The organism is Streptomyces xiaopingdaonensis (assembly GCF_000262345.1).
GTDB classification, from domain to species: Bacteria; Actinomycetota; Actinomycetes; order Streptomycetales; family Streptomycetaceae; genus Streptomyces; species Streptomyces xiaopingdaonensis.
Genome location: NZ_AJTQ01000201.1, coordinates 1 through 11,630, shown reverse-complemented (window position 1 = coordinate 11,630; position 11,630 = coordinate 1). Strand labels below are relative to the sequence as shown.

The window sequence follows — 11,630 nt, the reverse complement described above, 5'->3', positions numbered from 1 at the left end:
CGAGCCTCTTCGGCGGGCGCGGCAAGACGTGGTCGGCGCTGCTCGGCGCGCTCGTCATCCAGTCGATCGCCTCCGGGATGGCGCTCCTCGCGATCAGCTCCGCGGTGCAGTACATGATCACGGGCGCGGTGCTCCTCGCCGCCGTCGTGATCGACTCCGTCTCCCGGCGCACTCAGAAGACGGCAGGACGCGCCTGACGCGCTCCGGGGCGCGCGCCGTGCGCGGGCGCCCCGGACGCGGCTTCGGGGGTGCGCTCCGGGTCCGCTCCGTGCAGCGTGGTGGAGGAACGAGCAGCCCTACCGCGCGGGAGGCCGAGTGGAGCCACGACCCGTCGTCGCGTTCGACCTGCTGGAGACCGTCCTCGACCTCGCGCCGTTGCGCGACCGCTTCTCCTCGGCCGGGCTGCCGGCGGAGCTCGTCCACCCCTGGTTCCTGCGCCTGCAGCGGGACAGCATGGCGCTCGCGCTCGCCGGCGGGAGCCCCGAGTTCCGGCGTGTGGCACGCCAGGCGCTGCGCACCGAGAGCGCGCGTGCCGTCTCGGCCGAGCAGGCTGAGGGTCTGCTCGACGCCTTCCGTACGCTCCCCGCGCACCCCGACGCCGAGCCGGCGCTGCGCCGGCTCACCGACGCGGGCGTCGCCGTCGCCGGGCTCACGGTGGGCGAGACGGCGAGCACGGGTGAGGCGCTCGACCGCGCGGGGCTCGCCCCGTTCTTCGACCGGATCGTCACGGCCCGGCAGGTCGGAAGCTGGAAGCCTGCGCCGGCCGTCTACCACGCGGCTGCCGAGGCGATGGAGACCACCCCGGAGCGGATGGCCGTCGTCGCCGTCCACGCCTGGGACTGCCACGGGGCCGCACGTGCGGGCTGCCCGACGGGTTGGTGCTCCCGCCTGGAGGGCGAGTTCGGAGAGGTCTTCGCGCCGCCCGACGTGACCGGCGCCGACCTCGTCCGTGTCGCGGACGGGCTGGTGGACCTCCTCGTCGCGTGAACCGCGGGCCGTCCGGGCCCGCGGGGGAGTAAGGAGAGGTGCGATGGCGGATCACAAGGACGAGAACGAGCGGGCCGGCCGCGGGGACGAGGAGCGCACGCGGGACCGCGCGCACTCCGAGTCCCAGGCGCACGAGCGCGTCGTCCGCGGTACTCACAGCGCGGCCGAGGGCTACTCGAAGGGCGGCACGGGCGCCGGCGATCCGCTCGCCGGGCTGCGTGCCGACGAGGAGCCGGAAGAGGGCGGCGGTACGGAGGAAGAGGAGCAGGGCTAGCGGCTTTCCGGGGCGGGGCCGACCGGAGGGACGCGTACCCGGGGCCTGCGTACGTGCCGGACCAGCCGGTCCGCGGTGATCCCCGGCCGGGCGGAGCACGCCGCCTGTGGCTAGGGTTGCCGCCGAGCGGAGCGGAGGGCTTGCCCGCTCCCCGTCGTCTGCGGCACGGTGCCCCGCACGCACCACCGCGGAAGAGACGGGAGTCCACGTACGACCAGGAGTGCCGATGATCTTCATCACCGCAAAGTTCGAAGTCAGGGCCGAGCACGCCGACGAATGGCCGCAGATCGCCGCGGAGTTCACGCAGGCCACCCGTGCCGAGCCCGGATGCCTGTGGTTCGACTGGTCGAGGAGCCTCGAGAACCCCTCGGAGTACGTCCTCCTCGAGGCGTTCAGGGACGGCGAGGCCGGCGGCGCGCACGTCAACTCGGCCCACTTCCGCGCGGCCCAGGAGAAGCTGCCGCCGTACCTGGTGCGTACGCCGAAGGTCGTCAACGTCTCGCTGGAGCAGGAGGGTTGGTCCGAGCTCGGCGAGATGGCCGTACCGGGCGGCGAGGGCTGATTCCCCGTCCGGCGCGTCCCGAACGGGGCCGTGCAGCCGGGCCGTTCGCGTGACGCATATCGCACCCGCGGGCGAGCCCCGCCGGGAGCGGAACACTAGACTCACGGAATCGGCACAGCCGGATCAGCTCGCACGGCTTCGTCCGCGCCGGCAGCCGCAGGGCTCATCGGCTCGACCAGTCCGACAGCAAGGAGGCACAGTGGAGAAGGTGCCGCGCGACGCGCGCCGCTCCGGAGCGGAAGACCGCCCAGAGACGCTCGCCCGCATCAAGGGTCCGCGTGATCTGGACGGGCTGAGCCCGGAGGAGCTGGAGGGACTGGCGGAGGAGATCCGCACCTTCCTCATCGACGCCGTGGCCAAGACCGGCGGCCACCTCGGGCCCAACCTCGGCGTGGTCGAACTGACCCTCGCCCTGCACCGGGTCTTCGAGTCCCCGAGGGACCGCATCCTCTTCGACACCGGACACCAGTCGTACGTCCACAAGCTCCTCACCGGGCGCTCCGACTTCTCCAAGCTCCGCGCCCGCGGCGGGCTCGCGGGCTACCCGTCGCGCGCCGAGTCCGAGCACGACGTCATCGAGAACTCCCACGCCTCCACCGTCCTCGGCTGGGCCGACGGCCTCGCCAAAGCGAACCAGGTCAAGGAGAGGGACGACCACGTCGTCGCGGTGATCGGGGACGGCGCCCTCACCGGCGGCATGGCCTGGGAGGCCCTCAACAACATCGCCGCCGCGAAGGACCGCCCGCTCGTCATCGTCGTCAACGACAACGAGCGCTCCTACGAGCCCACCATCGGCGGCCTCGCCGACCACCTCGCCACCCTGCGCACCACCGACGGCTACGAGCGGTTCCTCGCCCGCGGCAAGGAGGTGCTCAACCGCACGCCGGTCGTCGGCCGTCCTCTCTACGAGACGCTGCACGGCGCGAAGAAGGGCCTCAAGGACTTCATCGCGCCCCAGGGCATGTTCGAGGACCTCGGTCTGAAGTACGTCGGGCCGATCGACGGGCATGATGTCGCCGCCGTCGAGTCCGCGCTCCAGCGGGCCAAGCGGTTCGGCGGCCCGGTGCTGGTGCACTGCCTCACGGAGAAGGGCAAGGGTTACCAGCCGGCCCGGCTCGACGAGGCCGACCAGTTCCACAGCGTCCCGGTGATCCACCCGGACACGGGGCTCCCCGTCTCCAGTTCGGGCGCCGACTGGACCTCCGTCTTCAGCGACGAGATGGTCAGGCTCGGCCGGGAGCGCAGGGACATCGTCGCGATCACGGCGGCGATGATGCGCCCCGTCGGCCTGCACGCCTTCGCGCAGAGTTTCCCCGACCGCGTCTACGACGTCGGCATCGCGGAGCAGCACGGCGCGGTCTCGGCCGCCGGCCTCGCGACGGGCGGGCTCCACCCCGTCTTCGCCGTCTACGCGACCTTCCTCAACCGCGCCTTCGACCAGCTCCTGATGGACGTCGCGCTCCACAAGTGCGGCGTCACCTTCGTCCTCGACCGCGCGGGCGTCACCGGCACCGACGGGCCCTCGCACAACGGCATGTGGGACATGTCCGTCCTCCAGTGCGTCCCCGGTCTGCGGATCGCGGCCCCGCGCGACGCCGAGCAGGTGCGCGCGCAGCTCCGCGAGGCGGTCCGCGTCGAGGACGCGCCCACCGTCGTCCGCTACAGCAAGGGCAAGGTCGGCCCCGCCGTCCCCGCGGTGCGCAGGATCGGCGGCATGGACGTCCTCCGCGAGCCGGACGCCGCCGACGGGCTCACCGACGTCCTGCTGGTGTCGGTCGGCGCCCTGGCGCCGCTCTGCCTGGAGGCCGCCGACCTCCTCAACAAGCAGGGCATCTCGGCCACCGTCGTCGACCCGCGCTGGGTCAAGCCGGTCGACGAGGAGCTGCCGCCCCTCGCCGAGCAGCACCGGGTCGTCGCCACGGTCGAGGACAACAGCCGCGCGGGCGGCGTGGGTTCGGCCGTCTCGCAGGCCCTCCGCGACGCCGGAGTCGACGTCCCGCTGCGCGACTTCGGCATCCCCGAGCGCTTCCTCGACCACGGCTCCCGCGGCGAGATCCTGACCGAGATCGGCCTGACGGCCCCGGACATCGCCCGCCAGATCACGGGCCTCGTCGCCAAGCTCGACGGCCGCTACGACGCCGCCCGGGCGAGCGAACCGGCCCGCGACTGACGCCGCTTCGACACCGCACGCGCCCTCGGACTCCGGTCCGGGGGCGCTCCGCGTTGCCCGGGCGGGTCGCGGGCCGGGTGGGCACGAGCGGGTGCGGAAGGGCGACGCTTCCGGCGGACGCGTGCAGCGCCCGCTTCGCCGGCGCCACCCTCACATCGGCCTACACTCCGTCAGGCTCTGCCACCCGTCGCACGCAGGATCTCCGCGTCGATCTCGTCCCTACGGCTCAGGAGCGGAACTCGGCGCCGGTGTCGGCCGACCGCAGCTCCCGTTCGACGGCTGCGGCCGAGTCCTCGTGTCACCGGGTGGTGCGCGGCCAACGCGTACCGCAGCGTCGGCAGCGCGTGGGCGCACGTCTTCGCGCCCACGCGGAACGGCGGTGACCCCGGCGCCGAACTCGCGCCGGAGCCACCGCCGTTCGCGGTGCGTACCGCGTCAGGCCGGTACGCTCGCCACGCCCTGGGCGAGGAAGCGGCCGCCGGCCGCGCGCTCGCTCACGCCCTCGCGGTCGAGGTACGGCGTGACGCCGCCGAGGTGGAAGGGCCAGCCGGCGCCCGTGATGAGGCACAGGTCGATGTCCTGGGCCTCGGCGACCACGCCCTCGTCGAGCATGAGGCGGATCTCCTGCGCGATCGCGTCGAGCGCGCGGGTGCGCACCTGCTCCTCGGTGAGGACGGTGTCGCCGACCTCGAAGAGCGTCGCGACCTCCGGGTCGAGCTCGGGCTTGCCCGTCTCGTAGGTGTAGAGGTTCTTCTTGCCCGCCTCGACGATCCGCCCGAGGTTCGCCGAGACCCCGAACCGGTCGGGGAACGCGGCGTGCAGCGTCCCCGAGACGTGGTGCGCGACGGCCGGGCCGACGAGCTCCAGCAGTTGGATCGGCGACATCGGCAGGCCGAGCGGGGCGAGGGCGCGGTCGGCGACGTCGACGGGGGTGCCCTCGTCGATCGCGCCGAGTACCTCGCCGAGGAACCGGGTGAGCACACGGTTGACGACGAACGCCGGTGCGTCCTTGACCAGTACCGCGCTCTTCTTGAGCTGCTTGGCGGTGGCGAAGGCGGTGGCCAGCGAGGCGTCGTCGGTCCGCTCGCCGCGGACGATCTCCAGCAGCGGCAGGATCGCCACGGGGTTGAAGAAGTGGAAGCCGACTACCCGCTCCGGGTGGTTCAGCTTCGACGCCATCTCGGAGACCGAGAGCGAGGAGGTGTTGGTCGCCAGGATCGCCGTCTCCGGCACCACGGCCTCGACCTCGGCGAACACCTGCTGCTTGACGCCCATCTCCTCGAAGACGGCCTCGATGACGAAGTCCGCGTCCCCGAAGGCGGCGGCCTTGTCGAGGGAGCCGGTGACGAGCGCCTTGAGCCGGTTGGCCTTGTCCTGGTTGACGCGGCCCTTCAGCAGCAGCTTGTCGATCTCCTCGTGGCAGTAGGCCACGCCCTTGTCGATGCGCTCCTGGTCGATGTCGGTGAGGACCACCGGCACCTCGAGGCGCCGCGCGAAGAGCAGCGCGAGCTGCGAGGCCATCAGCCCCGCACCGACGACGCCGACCTTGCCGACGGGCCGCGCCAGTTGCTTGTCCGGCGCGCCGGCGGGCCGCTTGGCCCGCTTGTTCACCAGGTCGAACGCGTAGAGTCCGCTGCGGAGTTCACCGCTCATGATCAGGTCGGCGAGCGCGCTGTCCTCGGCCGCGAAACCCTGGCGCAGGTCGCCGGTGCGGGCCGCGGCGATGATGTCGAGCGCGCGGTAGGGCGCGGGGGCCGCGCCGTGCACCTTGCCGTCCGCGATCTCCTTGCCGCGCGCGACGGCCTCGTCCCACGCCTCGCCGCGGTCGACCTCGGCGCGTACGACCTCGATCTCACCCTTGAGGACGGACGCGGTCCAGCGCAGCGACTCCTCCAGGAAGTCGGCGCCCTCGAAGAGCGCGTCCGCGATGCCGAGTTCGTAGACCTGCGCGCCCTTGAGCTGGCGGTTCTGGTTGAGCGAGTTCTCGATGATCACGGAGACCGCGCGCTCGGCGCCGATCAGGTTCGGTAGCAGCGTGCAGCCGCCCCAGCCGGGCACCAGGCCGAGGAAGACCTCGGGGAGCGAGAACGCGGGCAGTGCGGCCGAGGCCGTGCGGTAGGTGCAGTGCAGGCCGACCTCGACGCCGCCGCCCATGGCGGCACCGTTGTAGTAGGCGAACGTCGGCACGCCCAGGGCGCCGAGCCGGCTGAAGACGTCGTGCCCGCCCCTGCCGATCACCAGCGCCTGGTCGTGCTCCTTGAGCGCCTCGACGCCCTTGAGGTCGGCGCCGACGGCGAAGACGAACGGCTTGCCCGTGATGCCGGCGCCGACGATCTCGCCGGCCGCCGCCTCCCGTTCCACCTGGTCGATCGCGGCGTCGAGCCGGGCGAGCGACTGCGGCCCGAAGGTCGACGGCTTCTTGTGGTCGTGCCCGTTGTCGAGCGTGATCAGCGCGAACCGCCCGGCGTTGCCGGGCAGATCGAGGTGGCGTACGTGCGCCTCGGTGACGACCTCGTCCGGGAACAGCTCGGCCGCCCCGTTCAGCAGCTCTGCGGTCTTGCTCACTTGTTGCCCTCCCAGTGGGGGTTCTCCCAGATGACGGTCCCGCCCATGCCGAAGCCGACGCACATCGTCGTCAGGCCGTAGCGGACGTGGGGCTGCTCCTCGAACTGGCGCGCAAGCTGGTTCATCAGCCGGACGCCGGAGGAGGCCAGCGGGTGCCCGAAGGCGATGGCGCCGCCGTACTGGTTGACCCGCGGGTCGTCGTCGGCGATGCCGTAGTGGTCGAGGAGCGCGAGCACCTGCACCGCGAACGCCTCGTTGATCTCGAAGAGGCCGATGTCGTCGATGGAGAGCCCGGCCTGGCGCAGTGCCTTCTCGGTCGCCGGCACCGGTCCGACGCCCATGACCTCCGGCTCCACTCCGGCGAAGGCGTAGGAGACGAGCCGCATCTTCACCGGGAGGCCGAGCTCCTCGGCCACGTCCTCGGCGGCGAGGAGCGAGGCGGTGGCGCCGTCGTTGAGGCCGGCCGCGTTGCCGGGCGTGACGCGGCCGTGCGCACGGAACGGCGTCTTGAGGGCGGCGAGGCTCTCCATGGTGGTGCCGGGCCGCATCGGCTCGTCCTCGGTCGCGAGGCCCCAACCGGTCTCCCCGCCTTCGGGGTTGGTGCGCCGGATCGAGACCGGGACGAGGTCCTCCTGGATCTTCCCGTTGGCGTAGGCCTTCGCCGCCTTCTCCTGGCTGGCGACGGCGAACTTGTCCGCGCGCTCCTTGCCGAGGTGGGGGAACCTGTCGTGGAGGTTCTCCGCCGTCATCCCCATGAAGAGCGCCGACTGGTCGACGAGCTTCTCCGAGACGAAGCGCGGATTCGGGTCGACGGCCTCGCCCATCGGGTGCCTGCCCATGTGCTCCACACCGCCGGCGACGACGAGGTCGTACGCGCCGAAGGCGATCGAGCCCGCGGTGGTGGTGACGGCGGTCATCGCACCGGCGCACATCCGGTCGATCGAGTAGCCGGGCACCGACTTCGGCAGTCCGGCGAGGATGCCGGCGGTACGGCCGAGCGTCAGGCCCTGGTCGCCGATCTGGGTGGTCGCGGCGAGGGCGACCTCGTCGACCCGCTCGGGCGGGAGCGAGGGGTTGCGGCGCAGCAGCTCACGGATGCACTTGACGACGAGGTCGTCGGCGCGCGTCTCGTGGTAGATGCCCTTGGGGCCCGCCTTGCCGAACGGGGTGCGGACGCCGTCGACGAAGACGACGTCCCTAGCGGTACGAGGCACGTTGGCTCTCCTCCAGGTGCGGCCGGGGGTCCGGGGGAGTCTCTCCCCGGAAGAAAGCAGCCCGCCGCCGGACGGTGCGCTTCCCACCGTTCATGCTACTTGTGGGTAACCACTAGGCAAGAGCCGCCTCCCCGAGGCGGCGCACGTCACACCGGAGCGCCTTCCGGGGAGTGAGCGGGTGTCCGCCGTACGTTCCGTCGCCATTCGCCGACGCAGGCGGGTCCGCCGGTGCCGGGGCGTGGTGGGCGGGGTACGTGGCCGTGCAACGTTCGCATTTTCAGGGGGTGTTGAGGTCCCATGGCCGAGGGAACCCGCGGTCGCCCCGTGCGGACCAGCCCGGCACGCAGGGTGCCGAGCCGACGCGCCTCCGGCGCGCGCGACTGGCGTACTCTCCTCGCCTGTGAGCCCCCGACGGGTCGCGCCGCCGAGGGAAACTCCCGCGCGTACGGCGGTCGTCGCCGTGGTGCGGGCGCCGTACGGGCGCCCCGTCCGGTGGTTGCGGCCTGCTTCTCACCCCGCGGCCTGCGGGAGGGGTCTCCCGACTGCCGACGCGAGCACGACCGCCTGCGGATCTCGCGGGTCCGGTGTTCCTCCCCGGACCGGCCGCGCGCGAGAAGATCTTTCCGCGACGCGGCGACGCCCGGACACTAGCCCGAACCGTCGGCTGTCACAAGAGTGTTAGCAGGTCGGAGGGCGGACGTCGGGTGAAGGGCCCCGTGTTGGAGTTCGCGGCAGCACGACGTAACGTTCAGGGCCTCACCCCGCAACGCGAGTACGGCCCCCCGGCCAGGCCGTCTTTTCGGCAACTCCCCTCCCCGTCGGCAGATTTCGGACACCGGAGAGGGATTGTGATGGACGAGGCGGCACCGGTCATCCACACGGCGACGGCGATCGTCGGCGTCGTGGTGCTCATCCTCAAGGCGAAGGTCAACCCGGCGCTGGCGCTGGTGCTCGGGGCCCTGTACCTGGGGCTCGCGGGCGGCCTCGGCACCGAGACGGTCACGACGATCAGCGAGGGCTTCGGGCACTTGATGGCCGAGGTGGGCCTGCTCATCGTCTTCGGCGTGCTGCTCGGCACGCTGCTCTCCTCGCTCGGCGCGATCGAGAAGCTCGTGGAGGTGCTGCTGCGGCTGCTGGGCCCGCGCCGGCTGCCGTACTCCTTCGCCGTGACGATGGGCACCGTGCTGCAGTCGATCTTCGCGGACGCGCTGCTGGTGATGACCGCCCCCATCGCGCGCGCTCTCGGCCGGCGGATCGGGCCCTTCGGCACCGCGCGGATGGCCGCCGCCATGGCCCTCGGCGTCGAGGTCGGCATCGCCCTCTCGGTCCCGGGCATCGGGGCTCTCGCACTCGCCGGGCTCCTGGACATACCGCTCGGCGTGATGCTGCTCTACGGATTCCCCGTCGCCGCCGTCACCATCGTGCTGGCCCTCTTCCTGTTCAGCTCGGCAAGCCGGCGCGGACTGTGGAACCCGGAGCGGGACGAGAGCGACGCCCCCGCGGACGGGACAGCGGAGGACGGGCACGCGGGCGGCGGCCCCGGCGGCGCGGACGCCGGCGCGCAGGCCGGGACCGCACTCCGCAAAGCGCCCTCCGCGCCGGAGCGAACCGGCGCGCCCGCCGCCGTACGCGAGCGCACCGCACCGCACCTCGCGCTCTCCCTCAGCCCCCTCCTCCTCGCCCTGCTGATGATCGCGACGGGGGCTTTCGCCGAGGTCGCCGGCTGGTCCTCGCCGGTGGTGGACGTCCTCGGCGACCCGGTGGTCGGCCTGCTCGCCGGGCTCGTGGGGGCCTGCCTGGTGACGCGGTACGCGCTGCCGGCAGGGGCCGTGAGCGAGGCGTTCAGCGGCGGCTTCCGCACCAGCGGCCAGATCCTCGTGCTCACCGGGGTCGGGGGTTCGCTCGCCGCCGTGGTGGAGAAGGTCGGTCTCGGCGACATCGTCACGAGCTGGTTCTCCGCGAGCACCTGGGCCCCGTTGCTGCTGGTGTGGGTGATCGCCGCGGTGCTGCACATGGCGATCGGCTCGGTGACCACCGCCGCGATCACCGCGGCCGGCATCCTCGCGCCCGTCGCCTCGGGGCTCGACGTTCCGCCCGTGCTCATCGCCCTCGCCGCGGGCTCCGGCTCGCTCTTCGTCATCCACGCGACGAGCAACACCTTCTGGCTGCTGCAGACACTGCTGGGACAGACCACCCGCGGCACCCTGAAGACCTGCACGCTCACCGTCTCCGGCGCCTCGGTGATCGCGCTGCTGCTGGTGCAGGGGCTGAGCCTGGTGATGTGACTTTCCAAGGCCGACTGCCGGGCCCAGGGCGCGCGTTGGCGCCGCTCCCGAGCCGGACGGCCGCCCCCGGGAGGCCGACCGCACGTCCGGCCGAGTCCGTCCGCCCATGCGTCGGCCGCCCGCCGCATCCGCGCGGGACCGTCCTCCCGGGCGACGGCTGACACCCGGCACGGGGATGTGCCCGCCACCGCTCGCCGCCGGTGGCGGGCGCCCCTCTCGCCGTTGCGGAACCTCCTCGGAGGCGCCGCCTCGCGACGCGACGGGCTGCTCGGACGCCGCCTCGGCGCTGTGCAACCGGTCGAGCCCCCAGCGCGGTGCAGAACCGTCCCAGCGGTCCCGGTGCCCACCAGTTCCACGAGCCCATCGGCGCCAGGAGCGAGGGCACCAGCACGGTTCTGATCAGCATCGCGTCGAGGAACACGGCGAGGGCGGTGCCGCGGCTCCTTGACCAGTACGACGCGCGAGAGCGCGAATGCCGCGACCGGGATGCAGAACAGCACGGCGGCGGAGGTGACGATGCGCCCGGAGCGGGAGAGGCCGGTGACGACGGCCTCGCCCTCGGTGCCGCCGTGTGCCCGCGCCTCCGTCACGCGTCCCAGGAGGAGGACGGCGTCGAGCGGCCGAAGGCCGGCACCGCCACGAGCACGGGCGCGGTGGACTCCAGCGCGCCCTGCGAGGAGAAGCCCGACAGACCCTCGAACACGTCCCCGTTCGGTGCGGACCTCGACGACGTAGCCCTGCGCGGGGTCGGCTCCCGTGACCTCGCTGATGACGTGGCGAGCGGTGACGCTGGGGCGTGCGGCGGCCGGAAATCCCACTCCCGGCCGTGCAGAGGGGAACGGCAGTCGGCGAGGGCGCGGCCGCCTTCTCGTTCGTCCACGCCAGGGACGCCGCCGCGGCCGTCGCCATGGCCCTGGAGGGGACGCGAACACGGTGCGGGGCGGTGCCAAGGCGCCGATGCGCGTCCCTGCCCGGCCGGTGCGTCCCGTGGTCGGGCCCTACGGAGTGGTCTTCATGGACGAACTCCAGGGCGCCAGCAGCGCGTTGGCGGCGCAGCAGCTCGACTGGAAGCCGTCCTGGGCGAGTTGGCGCGAGGGCTTCGCGGCGGAACCCGGCGCGCACCGAACCGCCTGCGGGCGAACCGGTCCCGTGCGGTGGCGAGTTGCCGTCGTCCGGGGGAGCGGTATACGCGGCTGCTCTTCCGGAGGCGAGGAACTCCGGCCCGTAGCACGCGGTTGCACCCCAAGGGCCCGTCCCTCCTCGAGGAGGACGACGTGGGGGAAGCACCCGTTCCGCGGCATGCTCGGGCCGTTCGCGACGGGAGCCGAGCGCTCTCGCCGTCTCCGTGCTCGGAGAGCAGTACGAGCAGTCGTGCCGCCTTTTCCGACACGTCAGGCGCTCTCGCAGAGGGCGGCACGGCAGGTAGAGCCCTTCCCGGGGGGCGTCAACACCCCTGCATGCGCGTCTAGTTGGCGTGCCGTACTGAGGGTGAGGGGCGCCGCGCGCCGTCTCCCGAAGCGCCGCGCGGCAGCCGGGCTCACTCGCGGTGCTGGAGCGCCTCGACGAGCAGCGG

Annotated in this window: 7 protein-coding genes and 1 pseudogene; 6 read left to right on the top strand and 2 right to left on the bottom strand. The window is 72.8% G+C overall.

Features of this window, described 5'->3' with window-relative positions:
• From UWG_RS30205 to dxs, 5 genes and pseudogenes are all read left to right on the top strand, one after another.
• Window positions 1-197, top strand: a pseudogene (locus tag UWG_RS30205) (sugar ABC transporter permease); the annotation flags it as partial.
• A 118-nt stretch (window positions 198-315) separates the two neighbouring features.
• Window positions 316-987: a haloacid dehalogenase type II gene (locus tag UWG_RS0116300; RefSeq protein WP_016908290.1), complete on the top strand. Its 672-nt coding sequence runs from the start codon at window positions 316-318 to the stop codon at window positions 985-987.
• A gap of 43 nt (window positions 988-1,030) precedes the next feature.
• A complete protein-coding gene (locus UWG_RS0116295) occupies window positions 1,031-1,261 on the top strand; it encodes a hypothetical protein (RefSeq protein WP_016908289.1) in 231 nt (76 codons plus the stop codon).
• Between the two features lie 226 nt (window positions 1,262-1,487).
• Complete coding sequence (locus tag UWG_RS0116290) at window positions 1,488-1,823, top strand: putative quinol monooxygenase (protein WP_016908288.1); 336 nt, start codon at window positions 1,488-1,490, stop codon at window positions 1,821-1,823.
• A gap of 199 nt (window positions 1,824-2,022) precedes the next feature.
• Window positions 2,023-3,993, top strand: coding sequence for a 1-deoxy-D-xylulose-5-phosphate synthase (gene dxs, locus UWG_RS0116285; protein WP_016908287.1), 1,971 nt, complete (start codon window positions 2,023-2,025; stop codon window positions 3,991-3,993).
• Between the two features lie 435 nt (window positions 3,994-4,428).
• Here dxs and UWG_RS0116280 read toward each other — a convergent pair whose 3' ends face one another.
• Window positions 4,429-6,558: a 3-hydroxyacyl-CoA dehydrogenase NAD-binding domain-containing protein gene (locus UWG_RS0116280; protein WP_016908286.1), complete on the bottom strand. Its 2,130-nt coding sequence runs from the start codon at window positions 6,556-6,558 to the stop codon at window positions 4,429-4,431.
• Complete coding sequence (locus UWG_RS0116275; protein ID WP_016908285.1) at window positions 6,555-7,772, bottom strand: thiolase family protein; 1,218 nt, start codon at window positions 7,770-7,772, stop codon at window positions 6,555-6,557. Before UWG_RS0116275 ends, UWG_RS0116280 begins: the two co-directional genes overlap by 4 nt.
• Window positions 7,773-8,623: 851 nt before the next feature.
• On the opposite strand from UWG_RS0116275, the gene UWG_RS0116270 reads away from it, so the two are divergent.
• Window positions 8,624-10,057, top strand: a complete 1,434-nt coding sequence (locus UWG_RS0116270; RefSeq protein ID WP_016908284.1) for a GntP family permease — start codon at window positions 8,624-8,626, stop codon at window positions 10,055-10,057.
• The last annotated feature ends 1,573 nt before the right edge of the window (window positions 10,058-11,630 follow it).

Coding starts and splice junctions, on each gene's coding strand:
- UWG_RS0116295 (WP_016908289.1), top strand. CDS start 1,031: ATGGCGGATCACAAGGACGAGAACGAGCGGGCCGGCCGCGGGGACGAG.
- UWG_RS0116290 (WP_016908288.1), top strand. CDS start 1,488: ATGATCTTCATCACCGCAAAGTTCGAAGTCAGGGCCGAGCACGCCGAC.
- UWG_RS0116270 (WP_016908284.1), top strand. CDS start 8,624: ATGGACGAGGCGGCACCGGTCATCCACACGGCGACGGCGATCGTCGGC.